General features: G+C 60.9%; 23 protein-coding genes. 10 read left to right on the plus strand and 13 right to left on the minus strand.

Annotation, left to right across the window (positions count from 1 at the left end; translation table 11 throughout):
• The first annotated feature begins 188 nt into the window (after window positions 1–188).
• Window positions 189–668, plus strand: coding sequence for a 50S ribosomal protein L13 (rplM, locus tag ACI2I1_RS12260; protein WP_221543811.1), 480 nt, complete (start codon window positions 189–191; stop codon window positions 666–668).
• A complete protein-coding gene (rpsI, locus tag ACI2I1_RS12265; RefSeq protein WP_224812781.1) occupies window positions 668–1,192 on the plus strand; it encodes a 30S ribosomal protein S9 in 525 nt (174 codons plus the stop codon). The genes rplM and rpsI overlap by 1 nt, the downstream gene beginning before the upstream one ends.
• Before the next feature lie 83 nt (window positions 1,193–1,275).
• Here rpsI and ACI2I1_RS12270 read toward each other — a convergent pair whose 3' ends face one another.
• From ACI2I1_RS12270 to ACI2I1_RS12300, 7 genes are all read right to left on the minus strand, one after another.
• On the minus strand, window positions 1,276–1,509 hold the full coding sequence (locus ACI2I1_RS12270; protein WP_404679337.1) for a hypothetical protein: 234 nt from the start codon (window positions 1,507–1,509) through the stop codon (window positions 1,276–1,278).
• Window positions 1,510–1,538: 29 nt separating this feature from the next.
• Window positions 1,539–2,399 (minus strand): metallophosphoesterase family protein, encoded by an 861-nt coding sequence (locus ACI2I1_RS12275; RefSeq protein WP_404679338.1) that lies wholly within the window; start codon window positions 2,397–2,399, stop codon window positions 1,539–1,541.
• The gene (locus ACI2I1_RS12280) at window positions 2,389–3,246 is read right to left on the minus strand and encodes a diacylglycerol kinase family protein (protein WP_221543809.1); all 858 of its coding nucleotides are present in this window, start codon (window positions 3,244–3,246) and stop codon (window positions 2,389–2,391) included. Before ACI2I1_RS12280 ends, ACI2I1_RS12275 begins: the two co-directional genes overlap by 11 nt.
• Before the next feature lie 39 nt (window positions 3,247–3,285).
• Window positions 3,286–3,552, minus strand: coding sequence for a hypothetical protein (locus ACI2I1_RS12285; protein ID WP_224812783.1), 267 nt, complete (start codon window positions 3,550–3,552; stop codon window positions 3,286–3,288).
• A 51-nt stretch (window positions 3,553–3,603) separates the two neighbouring features.
• Window positions 3,604–4,341, minus strand: a complete 738-nt coding sequence (locus tag ACI2I1_RS12290; protein WP_404679339.1) for a LytR/AlgR family response regulator transcription factor — start codon at window positions 4,339–4,341, stop codon at window positions 3,604–3,606.
• The gene (locus tag ACI2I1_RS12295) at window positions 4,334–5,569 is read right to left on the minus strand and encodes a sensor histidine kinase (protein ID WP_404679340.1); all 1,236 of its coding nucleotides are present in this window, start codon (window positions 5,567–5,569) and stop codon (window positions 4,334–4,336) included. The genes ACI2I1_RS12290 and ACI2I1_RS12295 overlap by 8 nt, the downstream gene beginning before the upstream one ends.
• A gap of 84 nt (window positions 5,570–5,653) precedes the next feature.
• The gene (locus ACI2I1_RS12300; protein ID WP_404679656.1) at window positions 5,654–7,171 is read right to left on the minus strand and encodes a fumarate hydratase; all 1,518 of its coding nucleotides are present in this window, start codon (window positions 7,169–7,171) and stop codon (window positions 5,654–5,656) included.
• Between the two features lie 165 nt (window positions 7,172–7,336).
• On the opposite strand from ACI2I1_RS12300, the gene ACI2I1_RS12305 reads away from it, so the two are divergent.
• The 5 genes from ACI2I1_RS12305 to ACI2I1_RS12325 are packed head-to-tail and all read left to right on the plus strand — an operon-like array spanning window position 7,337 to window position 12,514.
• Window positions 7,337–7,936 carry a protein-L-isoaspartate O-methyltransferase gene (locus ACI2I1_RS12305; RefSeq protein WP_404679341.1) on the plus strand — a complete coding sequence of 200 codons (600 nt, stop codon included), beginning with the start codon at window positions 7,337–7,339 and terminating at the stop codon, window positions 7,934–7,936.
• 2 nt (window positions 7,937–7,938) lie between these two features.
• Window positions 7,939–9,447, plus strand: coding sequence for a TolC family outer membrane protein (locus ACI2I1_RS12310; RefSeq protein WP_404679342.1), 1,509 nt, complete (start codon window positions 7,939–7,941; stop codon window positions 9,445–9,447).
• Between the two features lie 51 nt (window positions 9,448–9,498).
• Complete coding sequence (locus ACI2I1_RS12315) at window positions 9,499–9,996, plus strand: DUF2497 domain-containing protein (protein WP_404679343.1); 498 nt, start codon at window positions 9,499–9,501, stop codon at window positions 9,994–9,996.
• A 42-nt stretch (window positions 9,997–10,038) separates the two neighbouring features.
• Window positions 10,039–12,147 (plus strand): prolyl oligopeptidase family serine peptidase, encoded by a 2,109-nt coding sequence (locus ACI2I1_RS12320; protein WP_404679344.1) that lies wholly within the window; start codon window positions 10,039–10,041, stop codon window positions 12,145–12,147.
• The gene (locus ACI2I1_RS12325; RefSeq protein WP_404679345.1) at window positions 12,140–12,514 is read left to right on the plus strand and encodes a (2Fe-2S) ferredoxin domain-containing protein; all 375 of its coding nucleotides are present in this window, start codon (window positions 12,140–12,142) and stop codon (window positions 12,512–12,514) included. Before ACI2I1_RS12320 ends, ACI2I1_RS12325 begins: the two co-directional genes overlap by 8 nt.
• Here ACI2I1_RS12325 and ACI2I1_RS12330 read toward each other — a convergent pair.
• The gene (locus tag ACI2I1_RS12330) at window positions 12,511–12,807 is read right to left on the minus strand and encodes a hypothetical protein (RefSeq protein ID WP_221543800.1); all 297 of its coding nucleotides are present in this window, start codon (window positions 12,805–12,807) and stop codon (window positions 12,511–12,513) included. The genes ACI2I1_RS12325 and ACI2I1_RS12330 overlap by 4 nt on opposite strands.
• A gap of 114 nt (window positions 12,808–12,921) precedes the next feature.
• Here ACI2I1_RS12330 and ACI2I1_RS12335 point away from each other — a divergent pair, with 114 nt between their 5' ends.
• The 3 genes from ACI2I1_RS12335 to xth are packed head-to-tail and all read left to right on the plus strand — an operon-like array spanning window position 12,922 to window position 14,538.
• The gene (locus ACI2I1_RS12335) at window positions 12,922–13,353 is read left to right on the plus strand and encodes a CBS domain-containing protein (RefSeq protein ID WP_404679346.1); all 432 of its coding nucleotides are present in this window, start codon (window positions 12,922–12,924) and stop codon (window positions 13,351–13,353) included.
• Window positions 13,354–13,384: 31 nt separating this feature from the next.
• A complete protein-coding gene (gene erpA, locus ACI2I1_RS12340; protein WP_221543798.1) occupies window positions 13,385–13,714 on the plus strand; it encodes an iron-sulfur cluster insertion protein ErpA in 330 nt (109 codons plus the stop codon).
• Window positions 13,715–13,752: 38 nt separating this feature from the next.
• Complete coding sequence (gene xth / locus ACI2I1_RS12345) at window positions 13,753–14,538, plus strand: exodeoxyribonuclease III (RefSeq protein WP_404679347.1); 786 nt, start codon at window positions 13,753–13,755, stop codon at window positions 14,536–14,538.
• Between the two features lie 56 nt (window positions 14,539–14,594).
• Here xth and ACI2I1_RS12350 read toward each other — a convergent pair whose 3' ends face one another.
• From ACI2I1_RS12350 to dnaQ, 5 genes are all read right to left on the minus strand, one after another.
• A complete protein-coding gene (locus tag ACI2I1_RS12350) occupies window positions 14,595–15,197 on the minus strand; it encodes a cell wall hydrolase (RefSeq protein WP_404679348.1) in 603 nt (200 codons plus the stop codon).
• A 240-nt stretch (window positions 15,198–15,437) separates the two neighbouring features.
• Window positions 15,438–15,779 carry a DUF1491 family protein gene (locus ACI2I1_RS12355; protein ID WP_404679349.1) on the minus strand — a complete coding sequence of 114 codons (342 nt, stop codon included), beginning with the start codon at window positions 15,777–15,779 and terminating at the stop codon, window positions 15,438–15,440.
• Complete coding sequence (locus ACI2I1_RS12360; RefSeq protein WP_404679350.1) at window positions 15,776–16,234, minus strand: PaaI family thioesterase; 459 nt, start codon at window positions 16,232–16,234, stop codon at window positions 15,776–15,778. The genes ACI2I1_RS12355 and ACI2I1_RS12360 overlap by 4 nt, the downstream gene beginning before the upstream one ends.
• Before the next feature lie 24 nt (window positions 16,235–16,258).
• On the minus strand, window positions 16,259–16,831 hold the full coding sequence (gene hpf / locus ACI2I1_RS12365) for a ribosome hibernation-promoting factor, HPF/YfiA family (RefSeq protein ID WP_224812795.1): 573 nt from the start codon (window positions 16,829–16,831) through the stop codon (window positions 16,259–16,261).
• A 75-nt stretch (window positions 16,832–16,906) separates the two neighbouring features.
• A complete protein-coding gene (gene dnaQ / locus ACI2I1_RS12370; RefSeq protein ID WP_224812796.1) occupies window positions 16,907–17,596 on the minus strand; it encodes a DNA polymerase III subunit epsilon in 690 nt (229 codons plus the stop codon).
• Window positions 17,597–17,617: the final 21 nt, after the last annotated feature.

Below are 17,617 nucleotides of genomic sequence, written 5' to 3' on the forward strand. Positions count from 1 at the left end.
CCGCGCGATGACATCCCGCCAAAAGCGGCTGCGTATTATTATACCCCACTCGAGACCCGCAGAAATACTTGACGAATCGGTCCTCGACCGTCAATTGGCGCGCGCTTAGCGGTTCCCTCTTTGGCGCCGCGCAATCGTTTAGTGCCCCATGCAAGGCACGATAACTCGAGCAAACGGACATATCAGCCATGAAGGCTCTCACCAAACTGACCCAGTCGGCCAAGCCGGCAGAGGTCGAAAAGGACTGGCACATCATCGACGCCGAGAATCTCGTCGTCGGTCGTCTCGCCGTCATCATCGCCAATCACCTGCGCGGCAAGCACAAGCCGAGCTATACCCCGCATGTCGATTGCGGCGACCATGTCATCGTCATCAATGCCGACAAGGTGAAGTTCACCGGCAAGAAGATGGACGACAAGACCTATTACAAGCACACCGGCCACCCGGGCGGCATCAAGGAAACGACTCCTGCGAAGGTGCTCGGCGGCCGTTTCCCCGAGCGCGTCCTCGAAAAGGCCGTGCAGCGCATGATCCCGCGTGGTCCGCTGGGCCGTGCGCAGATGCGTGCACTCCACCTCTACAACGGCACCGAGCATCCGCATGACGGGCAGAAGCCCAAGACGCTCGACGTCGCTTCGATGAACCGCAAGAACAAGGCTGTTGCGTAATGGCTGACGAAACCAAGAACGACACCGTCTCGGATCTCGCAGATCTGAAGGACATTGCCGCCGACGCACCTCAGGGCGACAGCGCGGACATCGCTGCCAAGGCTGACGTTCCCCTGCGCGAGCAGGAACTGGACGGTCAGGGCCGCGCATATGCGACCGGTCGCCGCAAGGACGCAACTGCACGCGTCTGGCTTGTTCCCGGAAGTGGCAAGATCACCGTGAACGGCAAAGATCAGGAAGTGTATTTCGCACGTCCGACCCTGCGCCTCGTGATCGACCAGCCTTTCGCCATCACCGAGCGTCAGGGTCAGTACGACGTGATCGCCACCGTCAAGGGCGGCGGTCTTTCGGGTCAGGCCGGTGCGGTAAAGCATGGCATCAGCCAGGCACTCGCCAAATATGAACCGGTTCTGCGTTCGACGGTAAAGGCCGCCGGCTTCCTTACCCGCGACAGCCGCGTGGTCGAGCGTAAAAAGTACGGCCGTGCCAAGGCTCGTCGTAGCTTCCAGTTCTCGAAGCGTTAATTCACCTCGAGAGCCGGGCAACCGGACAAATAGAAAAAGGGCGGCTCCGCAGAGCCGCCCTTTTTTGTTGACCTACCTTAGGGTCATCGCTGGATGATCATCAGCCCCCAGGCCAGTCCCGTCGCAGCGAAGAAAATCGGCCAGCTCCACCAGATGTCGTATTGATAGATTTCGGCACGAAAGATCGCGAGCGGCCCGCCATCCGAGCCCTGAGTGCCCACAACAATCGAAACGACATATGAAAGTAGCGCGCCGAGCGGCACGGCTTTGAAGAATTCCATGATTTTCCCTCGAACTCTTGCTGGATTGTCGCCCAACAGAGTTGAGAAATGGCAAGTTCTTCTAGTTAATGAACCGGCGGATCGACGCGCGGGACCTGACGGACGGGAGCGACCGGATCTCCTGGTTCACGTGGCGGCATTGCATCTTCAGGCACATCGTCGATCTGCATGTCACGTGTCTCCACGTCGCTGAGATTGCGGACACATACCGTGAGCTTGTTGCCATCCCATTCGATTTCATTGAAGCTTGGCGGCGTGGAACGAGTGCGTTTGGACAAAGTACCGGCGCCGATCATGCGAACGGGACCATTGTCTGTGTCCTCCATGATATCGAAGGCGTCGTGCACATGGCCTGACAGCACCGCCTGTACAGGGCGCTTGGCCAGTTCGCGCAATGCCTTGTCGCCATGGCGGGTCAGCGCAGTTCCCTGCGTCCCTACTTCCCGTAAAGGATGATGGACGGTGACGAGAGCTCGCTTGCCTGCGGGGAGGGCATCGATGGCGGCAAGGCATTTCTCCAAGGCGGCCGATGACACCCACCCCTTCGACCAGTTGAGGCGAGGTTGCATACGGACCGCGGTTTTGAGCGGAACAATCGCCAGCGAGCCGAGGTCCAGCTCCTTCTCCACCTTCTCTTCCATACCGCGGAAGCGCTTGTAGGGGGCAAAGAAACGCTCGAACGGATTGAAATACGGCATGTCGTGATTGCCGACCTCGACCGTCACGGGGGCAGATAGCGAATTTATCCAGTGGGTCGCCGCCTCGAATTCACGATGGCGCGCGCGCATGGTGAGATCTCCGGTAATCGCCACCGCATCCGGCTTCTGTTCTTCTATCTGCTGCTTGACCCAGTCCAATGCGGTGTTGTTCTCCAACCCGAAGTGAATATCGGACAAGTGAAAGATGCGTCGGAAGTCAGAAGCCATGGTGTGTCGCTAGCAGATCGACCTCGCACCGCGCTACCGTGAACTCGGCCTTGGGGGGCAGAGTTGCAGGCTCGCCATCGAGCAGCACCTCCAGCGGAGCGCCATCGCAGGTTTCAAGCACGATCTCGTCGACAAGCCCCAACCTGGTGTGCGGACCTTCGCGAAAGCTGCGGCGCAGCAGTGCCCAGCTTTGAGCGAGCAACTCACCTGCGCCCTCAGCGTGGAAAGCGTCAAGCTGCATGCCGCGATGGCTGGGTGTGAACTCGATAAGCGGATAACCGCCGCTCTTTCCCAAGGGCGGATCGCAACATCGCACCATCGATCCTCCGGTGGTTTCCGAGAGCGCCTCACTCGTGCCGCCCGCCATCCCCGGAATGTCGAAGTCGCGCATCGCTTCACGCACGCTTGCCCACGAAGTACCCGGACCGGCAAGAAGTCCAGCCAGAGCGTCGCCCTTATCGCAGCGCGCCATCAATGGCCGGACGGCACGCGCCGCGCCGCTTGCATGCCGCTCGATAATCGTTTCGAGATCGGCATTAGGCCCGTGCAGGCGCTTGCTCAGGAGGTTCATCGTCCCGCCAGGGAGGACCATGATGGACCCACGCCAACCCTGAAGCTTGGTTATGGCAGCGTTCAGCGAGCCATCCCCCGTAAAGATAGCGAGTTGCGAGATGTCGGCGGCATCAAGTTCGGCAGCGCTTGGCAGATCCTCGTCCGGGAAACCTATCTTGCGCGCGATGAAGAAGCCTTTGGCTTGGCAATGACTTTCGAGAATCTCGATAGCCTGATCGGTGTTACTGCCTGACTTCGAATTCGTGAGCAGCCAGATAGGATTATCACTCGCCATGCTGCATTAGCGCGCCATATCAGCGGCGGTTCCCACTGTTCAGATCTTGCCAGAGAGTATTATCCAGGCAGTGGCAAAATTGATCAGACTGTAAACGCCGTACGCCCACGCCATACCGGTCCAGCCATTTCCGGCCAGCAACATCGCAGCCAGCAGGATGAAGAACTCGAACCACAGCGAAAAGCGTCCTCCGCCGGTGCGATAGAAGCTCGGCAGTGCGTCGAGCATGGGATGACCGCTCTCGAGCACAGCCTTATGGGCAGCGAAATTGCCTATGCCGAGAAGAAACACGATCAAGATGACCATTCATACAAAATAGGCACTGTGTTGACAGTTTGCCAATCCACTTGCTCGCCATCACCGGCCAGCCATCGCTTTCACCTTGGGCAAATAGGTACGGCCGATGCGCAGGGCTTCGCCATCTTCCATCTCCGCAGACCAGACGCCGAGACCATCATGGCGCAGGCCGGTGATCCGGTCCTTGCGCAGAATGGTGGAGCGGTGGATGCGAATGAACTTCGCCGGATCAAGCCGCTTCTCAAGGCCGGCGATTGTCTGCAGCAGAAGATAGCTGCGGTCTTCGACGTGAAGGCGAACATAGTCCCGCTCCGCATCGATCCGCGAAACCTCCGCTGTATCAATTCGAAGAAGTTCGCTGCGGTGAGGGATCCATAATTCCTCCAACCATTTACTTTCCTGACCACCGCCCCCGCCGCGGCGATCAAATGCGCGTTGGATCGCGCGCTCAAGCCTCTCCGGCTTGACGGGTTTGAGCACATAGTCGACCGCGTCGAGGTCGAAGGCCTCGACGGCATAATTATCGTGAGCGGTTACAAAGACGACAGCCGGCCGATTATCCTGTTTGGACAGAGTGCGAGCTACCGAAAGCCCGTCGACTTCGGGCATGGTCATGTCGAGCAAAACGAGCTCAGGACGCTGCTGCTCGATCATTTTCAGAGCTTCGGCTCCATCGCCCGCAGTTCCGATAACCTCGATGTTGGCAAGCTTTTTACAGATGATCTGCATGCGTTCGACTGCGAGCGGTTCATCGTCGACGATAAGCGTGCGCAGTTTTTCTTGGATATCCTCAGCCATGCTTCACCATTGGCAGCTTCAACACGGTTTCATAACCGTCCGGCGTCTGACTGGAGTGGATCGACGCCTCTCTGCCGAAGCGCGCTTCCAGACGGTCCCGCACATTGGCGAGGCCGATGCCGAACCCTCCCGTGTGGCCGGATGGCAGGCCAGGTCCATCGTCGCCAACCCGCAGAATGAGCCGGCCGCCTTCTTCGCGCGCCACAATCGAAATGGTCACCGGACGGTTGCTCGCAGATACGCCGTATTTGACCGAGTTTTCAACCAAGGGCTGAAGGATCATGCCGGGAACCTTCATTTGAGCCAGCTCATCGGGCAAATCTACCCGCGTCTTGAGCCTTTTAGGGAACCGGACCGCCTCGATTTCAAGATAATGTTCCTGAAGATCGATCTCGTCTTCCAGAGTTACGTCTCCTGTCGATTCATCGGCCAGGGAATGACGATAAAACCGCGAAATCGACTGGATCATCTCTTCTGCACGGTCTTCCTTGCCGGTCATCACCAGAGCAGAGAGAGAATTCAGCGTGTTGAAGAGGAAGTGCGGATTGACCTGATAGCGCAGGGACCGCAATTCTGCAGCCTTCGCCGCGCTGCGGAAGCGTTCGCCGCGCCTCTCGGCCGCCTGCACCCGCGCGCCTGCAAGCAGCGCAAAATAAAGGGCGGCCCATGCGAGCAGCAGAAAATAACGATCGAGGCCCATCTCGATCAGCTGCAGCCACCGGTCCTGTTCGCGGCCATCGGGCAGGACCACCTGCGCGGTATTGGTCGCAGGCGTGGCTGTTCCGAGCGGTTCACCTATTTTCGGTTCGGTCGGAACCGGTCCTTCGATGATCAGATTGCCATTATCGTCTCTCCGCAGGGAAATACCTCGGTCCTGCGCGATCTTGGCTTCGTACCGTTCCTGTATCGAAGAGAAGAGCCACTGTTGGGACTGGGCAATCAGCAAGGCCGCTGGCAGGGCGAAGACCAATGCGCCGCAGATCTGCATCGCGAGGGAGCGATTGTCGAAGAGGCGAATGATCAGCCAGAGGACGAAGGTAACGCCCATCGCGGCAATCGTGACCGCCACCCGGCGCGATACGAGATCGAGTTCAAAGTCGAGGCCGATCAGCCAGCCGCGGGCGCTGATCAGCAGGAAATAGGCTGACCAGACGCAGGCGATCGACACGAGGACCGTGCGGATCGAAACGGTTCCGGTCTCGGGAGTGGGGTTACGTTCGGTGGTCAAAGCCCGCTAACTTTGCCCATATGACTAACCGCAGGGAAGTCCGGCTGTCGGACTGCCCATGCGGTTTGTCGAACAACCGTGAGGCTAGCCGACCGATTCGACCTCGCCTCGCGCGATCTTCTCCCGCCATTGGGCCGGTGCGAGCGTGTGCACATTGTTGCCCTGCGCATCGACCGCAACGGTGACGGGCATGTCCTGTACCTCGAATTCATAGATCGCCTCCATGCCGAGGTCCTCGAAGCCGACGACCCTGGCGCCCTTGATCGCACGGCTCACGAGATAGGCAGCGCCTCCGGTCGCCATCAGATAGGCAACCTTGAAGCGGCTGATCACCTTGACGGCATCGTGCCCGCGCTCGGCCTTGCCGATCATGGCGAGGAGCCCGAGGTCGAGCATCGTCTCGGTGAACTTGTCCATCCGGGTGGCGGTGGTGGGACCGGCGGGGCCGACCACCTCGCCCATCACCGGGTCGACCGGGCCGACGTAATAGATCGCGCGGCCCTTGAAATCGACCGGCAGTTCCTCGCCCTTTTCGAGCATGTCGTGGATCCGCTTGTGCGCCGCGTCCCGCCCGGTCAGCATCTTGCCCGACAGCAGCAGGCGGTCGCCATGCTCCCAGCTGGCGACTTCCTCGGGCGTGAGATTGTCGAGATCGACCTTCTTAGCCGCCGCATCGGGCTTCCAGGTCACGGCGGGATAGTCGTCCAGCCTGGGCGGCTCGAGATAGGCAGGACCGGACCCGTCGAGCGAGAAATGCGCATGGCGCGTGGCGGCGCAGTTGGGAATCATCGCCACCGGCTTGCCCGCTGCATGACAGGGCGCATCGAGGATCTTCACGTCCAGCACGGTGGAGAGGCCGCCAAGGCCCTGGGCCCCGATTCCCTGGGCGTTGACCGCATCGAAAATGTCGATCCGCAGCTGCTCGATGTCGGTCTGCGCGCCGCGCTGTTTGAGCTGGCCCATATCGATCGGGTCCATCAGGCTGAGCTTGGCCAGCTTCATGCAATGTTCGGCGGTGCCGCCGATGCCGATGCCGAGCATGCCCGGCGGACACCAGCCGGCACCCATGCTGGGCAGCTGCTCGACCACCCAGTCGACGATATTGTCGCTGGGGTTCATCATCTTGAACTTGGACTTGTTCTCGCTCCCGCCGCCCTTGGCCGCGACATCCACGTCGATGGTGTCGCCGGGCACCATCTCGACCGAGAGGACGCTGGGCGTGTTGTCGCGGGTGTTGCGGCGCGTGAAAGCAGGATCGGCAAGGATCGAGGCGCGCAGCTTGTTGTCGGGGTGATTATAGGCCTGCCGCACGCCTTCATCGACGACCTCCTGCAGGCTGCGCTGCGTATCGAGGCGGCAGTTCATGCCCCATTTGACGAAGACGTTGACGATGCCGGTATCCTGGCAGATCGGGCGATGGCCTTCGGCGCACATGCGGCTGTTGGTCAGGATCTGGGCGATCGCGTCCTTGGCGGCCGGCCCCTGCTCGGCTTCGTAGGCTTCGCCCAGCGCCCGTATGTAATCCATCGGGTGGTAATAGGAGATGTACTGGAGAGCGTCCTTCACGCTCTCGATCAGATCCTCTTCCTTGATAATCGTCATGTCGCTCATCGCGGCGCGTTCCCATGTTGCAGATTTGCGCTCCCCGATAGGCGCGTTTGCAGCCATCGGTCAAAGCGCTTGGAAGCACGCGGCCTTGCGCCTAAGGCAACGCCCGGACGCGACAGCGCTTGAAATGCCGTGTTATTGATGTAATACAGCCTCCGGATGATTATGACCACGACCACAGCCCGCCACGACTACGCCGCCGCCCGCAAGGCGATGCTCGATAGCCAGCTGCGCACCAGCGGCATCAACGAAGCCTTCGTGCTCGAACGCATGGGCACTGTGCCCCGCGAAGATTTCGTCCCCGAAACCGCCAGAGGCACGGCCTATATGGACCGCGCGATCCGGCTGGCAGACGGTGGCTATCTGCCGGCACCGCTGTTTCACGGGGCGATGTTGTCCGAAGCCCGCCCGATGGCGAGCGATTCGGTGCTGATCATCGAAGGCGGCAGCGGATATCTCGCGGCGCTGATCGAACCGCTGGTCTCCTCGGTCAAGACCCTCAGCCCGGCAGAGGCAATGGAAGCGAAGAAGGGCAAATATTCGCTCGTTCTCGTCGACGGGGCGATCGAACATGCACCCGCCAGCCTCGCCAAGCTCGTCGAAGCTGACGGCCGGATCGTAACCGGCCTCGTCGAGCGCGGCGTCACGCGGCTCGCCACCGGTCGCAAGTCGGGCAAGTCGCTCGTCCTGCTGCCGCTCGCCGAAATGGGCATCCCGCGCATGGGCGAATTCGACAAGCCAGCCAGCTGGAGCTTCTGAGCATGAGCAAGGGCGGGACGATCCGGCAGCTTGCAATCACCGCCAGCCTGGCCGCCCTGACACTGGGCGCAGCTTCGGCGCAGGCGGATACGCTTCAGGAAGCCCTGACCGAAGCCTATTTCAACAACCCCACGCTCGAGGCGGCACGCGCCGGACAGCGCGCAACCGACGAGACGGTGCAGATCGAGCGTGCCGACGGTCTCCCCTCTGCCGAAGCGACAGCCTCGGCCACCGAATTTCTCAAGCAGAGTTCGACCAGTTTCTTCACGCCTGACCGGGCCCTTGTTGCCGGTGTCGACCTCGGCGTACCGATCTATTCGGGCGGCGCGGTCAAGAATTCGGTCCGGGCGGCCAAGGAACGCGTGGACGCCAGCCGGGCAGATTTGCGCGGCACCGAAAGCGCCATCTTCACGCAGGTCGTTGCAGCCTACATGGATGTTCTGCGCGGTCAGGCGCTGGTCTCGCTCTCGCTCAATCAGGTCGACGTGCTTTCCGTGAACACGCAGGCGACGAGCGATCGCTTCGAAATCGGCGATCTCACCCGCACCGATGTCGCCCAGTCGCAGGCCCGCCTGGCGCTGGCACAAGGTGATCTACGAAGCGCGCAGGCGAACCTCATTGCCGCGCGTGAAGATTATATCGCGCTGGTCGGCGAAGCGCCCGTGAACCTGCAGGCGCCGCCGCCACTTGCCGGCCTGCCCACCGATGTCGAGACGGCGGTCGATGTCGCGCTGGAGAACAATCCGGACCTGATCGCTGCCAAGGAACGGGCACAGGCATCGCGCTATGACATCAATGTCGCCGGTTCGAGCAGGCTTCCGCGCGTCTCGGTCTTCGCCGGATACGATTACCAGAATTTCCTCGGCAGCGTCGCCGATGCGCCACTTGATCCGGACAATCCGCTGGGCCCGACCGTCGCCAGCCCGCAGACCACCACGGCCGCACAAGCCGGCGTTTCGCTGAGGGTGCCGCTGTTCCAGGGCGGCCGCCCGGCTGCCTTGCAGCGCCAGGCGACCGCGCGTGCCAGCGCCGCATTGGAGCAGGTCATTGCCGCGGAACGCGATGTGATCGCGCAGGTGCGCTCTTCCTATTCCAGCTGGCAGGCAGCGCTTGCCATCATCGAAAGTTCGCAAACCGCCGTTTCGGCCGCCGAGCTGAGCCTGGAAGGCGTGCGGGCAGAAAATTCCATCGGCAACCGCACGATTCTCGATGTGCTGAACGCCGAACAGGAATTGCTGCAAACGCGGGTCGAGCTCGTCACTGCTCGCCGCAACGCCTATGTCGCCGGGTTCTCGCTTCTGGCGGCCATGGGCAGGGCAGAAGCGCGCGATCTCGGGCTGGCGGAAGAAGGCTTGCTTTACGACCCTGTCACCAATTACGACAGCGTGAGCGGCCGGATCTGGGATTGGGAAAGCGTACCGGGTCCGGAAGTCGTTACCACCTCTACCCGCGATATACCGGCCCCGACTGCGGAAATTCCAGAAGTTGCCCAGCCGCTCGATAGGCCTTAGCGTACCTCTCGATTACGACTCGATGCAGCCATAAGGGGCCGAACCCGGATTATGAAAATCAACGGTGAACCCTCCGTCGAGGAAATTCTCGATTCGATCAAAAAGGTGATCGCGCGCGATACCGAAGCCAAGGGGCAGCCGCCCCAGCGGCGGCGCGGCCTGATCGCTGGCGGCGCGGAACCCGCCGATGCCGAAGAAGCGGAAGAGGTGCTCGAGCTTGGCTCGGGCCTGGGCGAAGAGCTGCTGATCCAGGACAATGCCGATCTCGACGCGATCTATGGCGAGGAACCGGGCGAGGAAGATTACGAAGAGAGCCTGATCGCAGACGCGACGCGCAGTGCGATGCAGCAGAATTTCGCTGCGCTGACCATGCTTTCGAAACCGGGCAAGCCGCCGCAAATCGTCCGCGAAGGGGAAACGTCGCTCGAAGGTCTCGTCCGCGACATGCTGCGGCCCATGCTGTCCCAGTGGCTGGACGACAATCTGCCCGCCATGGTCGAAGAGCTGGTCAAGGCGGAGATTTCCCGCATCGCGGGCAAGAAGCGCTAAGCCTCTACCCATCCGCTTTGCGGCGCGCTACATCGCGCAGCCATGACAGTTCGCTCCAGGGTCGCATTCCCGCTCGCCAGCGCCTTTGCGCTTTTCGCCTCACCGCTCGTGGCACAGTCGGCGCCCGAGCCCATGCAGGCAAGCGATCTCGTGACCATGCCGCGCCTCGGCAGCCCCACCGTATCGCCTGACGGGACGATCGCGGTCTATTCCGTGACCACGACCGATGCGGAAAGCTTTGCGCGCAAGGGCCAGCTTTACTTGCGCTCGCTGGACAACATGAATGCCGCACCGGTCGCGCTCGATCTGAAAGGGAGCGGGGCGAGCTTTGGCGGCGATGGCTGGCTCTATTACATGGACAGCGGTGCTGACACCGAAACCACGCAGGTATGGCGCGCCAGGATCGCCGACAACGGCGCAGTGTCGCAGAAAACGCAGGTCACGAACATCGCCCGCGGGGTAAACGGTTATTCGGTCGCCAAGGACGGCGACAGGATTGCGATCTGGACCGAGATTGCCCGCAGCTGCACCGACATCGCCTGTGATGACAGCGCCAAAGCCTATGCCCCGGGTCCCGGGGATGGCCGGCTCTACGAAGGCGATGGCGGCTTCTATCGTCACTGGGACAGCTGGGAAACGCCGGGGACCTACAGCCGCGTCTTCGCCTTCCCGCTGAGCAACGGCCGGGTGTCCGGTGAGGGAATTGCTGTGGATGGGCCGCTGGGCGCCGGTGGTCCGATCGGCGATACGCCGTCCATGCCCTTCGGCGGCGGCGAGGACGTGGCCTGGGCACCCGACGGATCGGGCCTCTATTTCGCTGCGCGGAAGGCGGATGCCCAGGAACCCTACAGTGTGAATTTCGACATCTGGTGGAGCGATCTGTCCGGCACTGCGCCGACCAATCTGACGGCCGCCAATGAAGCACTCGACATGTTGCCGACCCCGTCACCCGACGGGCAATATCTCGCCTATGTCGCCATGGACCGGCCAGGCTACGAAGCCGATCGGCAGGTCGTGATGCTGCGCGATCTCAAGAGCGGCGTGACCACCGCTCTGACAGGGGATTTCGACCGCAGCTTCGGCTCGCTCGCCTGGACGCCCGATTCGCGCTGGATCGTCGCGACCGCTCAGGATGTGCTCGATACGCCCGCCTTCCGGATCGATCCGCGCAATGGCGATGTCGAACGGCTCGATCTGATGGCGGGCAATGAAGCCCACATCGGCAATGTCGTGCCGCTGCATGGCGGAGATATTCTGTTCACCAGGGATTCCATCGGCGCGCCGGCAGAGCTCTTCCTGTCGCAGGATTGGGACCAGGCCCAGCCGCTGACGCAGGTGGCCACCGAAACCATCGGCAAGATGGAAACGGTGGTGGTGGAACGGTTCAGCTTTACCGGGGCCGGGGGCGATACGGTCTGGGGCCAGATCACCAAGCTCGAGGGTCAGGAAGGCCCCATGCCGGCCATTCTCTACGTCCACGGCGGGCCGCAGGGTTCGTTCAACGATGGCTGGTCGAGCCGCTGGAATCCCCGCGTTGTGGCAAGCCAGGGATATGCCGTCATCTCGGTCGATTTCCACGGCTCCACCGGATATGGCCAGGCCTTTACCGACAGCATCAACCGAGACTGGGGCGGCAAGCCGCTCGAAGACCTCAAGCTGGGGCTTGCGGCAGCGCTCAAGCAGGATCCGCAGATCGACGGCAGCCGCGCCTGCGCCATGGGGGCGAGTTACGGCGGCTATATGATGAACTGGATCGCGGGCAAGTGGCCCGACAGGTTCGATTGCCTCGTGCAGCATGACGGGCTCTTCGACATGCGCAGCTTCTATTATACCACCGAGGAACTGTGGTTCCCCAAGTGGGATTTCGGCGGAAGCTATGCCGACAACAAGGAACTCTACGAGCGCTGGAATCCGGTCAATCACGTCGACAACTGGAAAACGCCCATGCTGGTGGTAACCGGCGAAAAGGACTTCCGCGTGCCCTACACGCAGGGCCTTGCTGCCTTCACCGTGCTGCAGGAACGCCAGATTCCCAGCCAGCTGCTGGTATTCCCGGAAGAAAACCACTGGGTCCTGGATCCCAAGAACTCGCTGCAATGGCACAACACCGTTTTCGCATGGCTGGACCGCTGGCTGAAGCCGGATGAGTAAGAAGGGCCTCGAGAAGGCGCAGAAGGCGCTCGGAAAGATCGGCGGCGAAACTGCCGAGCGCCAGATTTTCCTCTGCTCGATCAGCGAGAAGCAGAAATGCTGCTCGCGCGAAGAGGGAAAGGCCGCGTGGAGTTACCTCAAGAAACGGCTGAAGGAGCTCAAGCTGGTCGGACGGGGCGGGGTAGTCCAGCGCACCAAGGCCGACTGTCTGCAGGTCTGCGCCCACGGACCGATCGCGGTCGTGTGGCCGGAAAACGTGTGGTACCACTCCTGCAACGAGGAGGTGCTGGAGGCCATCATCCAGCGGCACCTGATCGGCGGGGTTCCGGTCGAAGAATATCGCCTTCGCTCCGCCGCGAGCGATTAATCCTCGTCGATCTTGTTATCGGGCAGGCTGTTGTCGACCGATTCGTCATGCCCGGTCCCGGATGAGAGAAACATCAGCCCCATCAGGGCACCGGCCAGAAGCATGGTGAAAGCGATCCCCAGCGCAGTCGCGATGTAGAAGTGGATCGATACGTCCTCGAACTTCCATAGCAGGGCCATCGCGATCGCAACGATTCCTGCCGTCATGAGGAAAAGGAAACGCATGATTCGCCGGAAGCGCGCCCATGCGAAAGCAGCCGCTTCAGGATCATCGAGAGGGGATTTTCCAGCCATGTAACCGCTCATGGCCCGATGGACCCAGGCTTTCAACGCCGGTTTTGGATCGATTCGCCAATTGCCGGTAAAAATGGCATCCTGCTCCTGAGAATCCATCGAGGAGGAGCAGGCATGAATATCGGCAAGCTTATCGAGGACCGTCCCAGTTCGGACATCATCACCGTCGGCATCGACCAGCCGGTCCGCGATGCCGTGGCCATACTGGCTTCCAAAAGGATCGGAGCACTGCCGGTGATGGACGGCGATACGGTCGCCGGAATTTTTTCCGAACGCGATGTGATTTACCGGCTCGCCGATGAAGGGCAATCCTGCCTCGATCGCGTGGTCGGCGATGTAATGACCGCACCGGCCATAACGATCGACCGGCAGACCGACATTCTCGACGCGCTCGGACTGATGAGCAAGCGCCGGATCCGCCATTTGCCGGTTCTCGATGGACAGAGAATGTGCGGCTTCATCTCCATCGGCGATCTGGTTCAGGGACGGCTGAACGAAATCCAGCGGGAGGCGTCCGAAATGCGGGCGTATATCCAGACCGCTTGAGTACGGGGCGCACGCTCACTACATCTTGCCCATGGCCGAAATGCTCACTCTCACACCCGCCGCTGCCAAGCGCGTTGCCACCATTGCCGACAAACAGGCTAAACCGGCGATCCTGCGTCTCTCGGTTGAAGGTGGGGGATGTTCGGGCTTTCAGTACAAATTCGACCTCGCCGACGGTGCGATGGATGACGATTCGGTGAGCGACACGGATGGCGTCCGCCTGGTAGTGGATCCGATCAGTCTCGATCTCGTCGCCGGTAGCGTGGTGGATTTCGTCGAATCGCTGGGCGGCGCAGCCTTCCGTGTCGAGAATCCCAATGCGGCCGCCGGCTGCGGATGCGGGTCGAGTTTCGGGATTTAAATTAGACCCGCGCTGCCGCTTCGGGCATGGACACGGCCATGCGTATTGCCACTTTCAATATAAACGGGATCAAGGCGCGATTGCCGCGCCTTTTAGAATGGCTGGAGGAAACCCAGCCCGACGTCGCCTGCCTGCAGGAAATCAAGACGATGGACGACGGCTTTCCCGCCGACGACTTCGAAAAGATCGGCTACAAGGCGATCTGGCATGGTCAGAAAAGCTTCAACGGCGTCGCCATCCTCGCCCGAAATACCGCTCCGGTTGAAATTCAGCGAGGCTTGGGGATCGACGGACCCAAAGAGGGTGAGGGCGAACAGGCCCGCTATCTAGAGGCGGACGTTGGCGGCGTACGGATCTGCAATCTGTATCTACCCAACGGGAATCCACACCCCGGACCGAAGTTCGACTACAAGCTTGCCTGGATGGAGAAGCTGCGCGCGCGCATGACTACGCTCTGGAACGAAGAAATCCCGGCTGTCGTGCTGGGCGATTTCAACGTGATACCCGAAGACAAGGACGTGTGGTCACCCAAGGCGATGGCCAGTGATGCCTTGATGCAGCCGGAAAGCCGGGATGCATACCGGCGCATGCTGGCCGATGGCTGGACCGATGCGATCGACACATACAACCCGCGCGGCGGGGTGTGGACATTCTGGGACTACCAAGCAGGTGCCTGGCAACGCGATCATGGCTTCAGGATCGACCATCTCCTGCTCTCGCCGGAGCTGGCTGATCGGATGGTTGCCGCCGGTGTCGACAAGGAATACCGCGGCCGCGAGAAATCGAGCGACCACACACCGGTTTGGGTCGAACTCCAAGACTGATTGAAGAGGCCGCCTTCGAAGATGAAGACGGCCTCACCGTTCAGCTTTTCGCTCAATCAGCGATAGAAGATGTGCGTGTCGATGGTGGCGCGAGCGATCTTCTTGCGCGCCCAGCTCGGCTTTACATATTTCGCATGGAAATAGAGAGCGTCGTGGGCTTCGCTGTCCCACAGGCCCTGATGGGCAATGCGGGCGATCGCCTTGGCGCGTTTCCAGGCAGTCGAGCCGGTCTTGATCCGCGGCATGGCTCCGCCGCGCACGAAACTGAATTGCGAGCGCTGGTAAACGACGCCGCAATAGCTGGAAGGGAACTGGTGGGATTCGCTGCGGTTCACGATGACCTGGGCAACGGCCAGCTGGCCTGCGAGCGGTTCGCCGCGCGATTCGAAATAGACGGCGCCTGCAAGGCAGCGCATTTCGTCCGACAGATTTTCAGTCGCCGGCATTTCGGCAACCAGTTCGTAGAGGCTATCCGCCTCGGGGAAATCGACGTCGGTGGATTCTTGGACAGCTTCCTCGGGAAGCTCCTGAACCACTTCTTCGCTAACGAAGACCGGAACGACCTCTGTGGTGAGGGTGGTTTCTTCCGTAGTGGTTTCTGCGGCTGCCTGAGCAGCCTGCGCGCCGGTTTCTTCCGCACCGGCAAACGTTGCAATCATAGTTGCGGCAGCCGCCGCCATACCAAACAGATATTTACGCATGATCCCGCTTATCTTGGCGGTGAGTAGCTGTCGCAGGCTGGGATCCTTTGCGCGTTACGTGCGTCTAAAAGGTGGATCCGTTAACTGGCCTGCCGCTTACTCCCCGTCTGCGTGCTAGTCTGCTGACACCATTGCCAGCCCGACCGCCTGCGCATCGAAGCTGGCGGGCCAAATAGTGTCATCGGCAACCATGTCAAGTTAACGGGCGGTGGGATCGATCAACCGTTCTACATCCGGGCCATCCAGTTCGATAAACCAGCAATCCGGATCCTGGCCTTTGCGCCGGTCAACGTATTCGTCAAAATCCCTAGGGTTTTCAGGATCTTGCTCCTTAGTCGGAACGAAGTACCGGCTGCCGTCCATCTGCGGCATACGCTCCCACATGCGGGTATTTTTGCCACTGTTCGTGGTTAATATCACCAACGTACCGGCATCCCGCTCCCCCTTCTGCAGCACCATGCCGAAGCCCCCCAGCGCTTGCGTAAGCTTGAGCAGGCCGGACACTTCGAGATGTGCGGGAAGGCGATCATCACTGGTCATTCCGCATACCCCGGCAGGCCGGACAGCGGGATTCGCGACTTCATGAACGTCCCTGTTCCGCGCCCGATCTCGTCCCCCTCCGCATCGATAAGGCGCGATTCGGCGACGAAGACCCGTCTTCTACCGCTGACCCAGCGCCCCTCGGCGATGATCGTGCCATCGCGCACCGGTTTGGTGAAATGCAGGTTGAAAGAGGTGGTCAAAAGAAAGCGATCGGTCACCAGCGTATTGGCCGCATAGAAGGCGGCATCATCCAGCATCTTGAAGTAGACCGTGCCATGCGCCGCGCCCGCCGCATGGAACACGTCTTCGGTAATATCGAAGGTAATTCGCGCCGCTCCTTCACCTGTCACTTCGAGGGAAGAGGCAAATTTGGAATTGACCGGAGCCGAAGAATACAGGCGTTCGAGCGCGCGCCAGTGCCCTTCGGCCCCGCTGTTTGGCTCCCCCGTCATAACCATCTGTCTTCGTCGATTCCCTTAGCTGCGGGGTTCGACCCAGCCGATCGATCCATCCGAACGGCGATAGACCATATTGTGCCGTTCCGTCGCACCGTTCTTGAACAAAAGCGCATTGGTGTTCTGCAGATCGAGCAGCATGACCGCATCGGCAACCGAACATTCGGGAATCATCGCGCTCGTTTCCGCGATGATCGGCGGGCTGTCGTGCTCTATCTCAGCTTCGCTTTCCGGTTCGGGAGCGGCGAAGATCGTATAGGCTGCCTCTTGCTCACGCATGGCGTGATCGGCCTGCTCGTGCCGATCCTTGATCCGGCGTTTATAACGGCGCAGCTGCTTCTCGATCTTGGCGGCTGCAGCATCGAATGCCTGATGGACATCATGAGCTTCGGCGTGACCCTTGAGGATGAGGCCCTGCATGACATGGGTCACGATATCGGACGAGAATGCCCCGCCTGCGGCCTTGCCGAAAGTAACATGACTGGAGATCGCGCGGTTGAAATACTTCTCCACGATGCCCTGCAATCGGTCCTCGACATGGGTTTGCAAGGCTGCGCCAGTGTCGATTTGGTGGCCCGAAACACGGATATCCATAAGCGTCGTTCTCCTTTTTATCGCGCCCCGCCGATACTTCCGGCCCCGTCCAGCCGGATTGCATGGGCCGTGGACTTACCCCCAGAGAGGGTTTTCGATCCCGGCCATGAATTCTCTATGCCGCGCCAGCTCTTCGGGCGTGGGTGCATGGGGCCGCGGGTCCCGTCGCGGTCCCTCCGGCGCCTTGCGTACCGCGATGAGTTCGGCAGCCGGTTGAGCCTTTGCCTGTTCTGCGGCGAGCTCCAGGCCGATCTGGCGGCCACCCTTCAGTTCGACGTAGACCTGCGCCAGCAATTCGGCATCCAGCAGGGCGCCATGTTTGACGCGGTGACTGCGGTCGATGCCATAGCGGCTACACAGCGCATCGAGAGAGAGCTTGGCGCCCGGGTGGCGCTTTTTCGCAAGCTGCACCGTATCCACCATGCGGGTCATACACACGGGCTCGCATCGGCATAGGGCAAGCTCCGCATTGAGAAAGCCGAAGTCGAAGCCGGCATTATGGGCGATCAGCGGCGAATCGCCGATGAAATCGAGCAGCTCCTGAAAAGTGTCGCGGAAAAACGGCTTGTCGGACAGGAATGCGGCAGAAAGGCCATGCACCGCCTCGGCACCTGCCGGCATGTCGCGTTCAGGATTGTAATAAGCGTGGAACGTGTTTCCCGTAGGGACAAGATTGACCATTTCGACACAGCCGATTTCCACCATGCGGTCCCCAGTCTTGGGATCGAGGCCGGTGGTTTCGGTGTCGAAAACAATCTCACGCATTGGGTAACCTATCGGACTCGC

Origin of the sequence: Qipengyuania sp. NPDC077563 (assembly GCF_044901345.1) — a bacterium.
Lineage (GTDB): Bacteria > Pseudomonadota > Alphaproteobacteria > Sphingomonadales > Sphingomonadaceae > Qipengyuania > Qipengyuania aestuarii.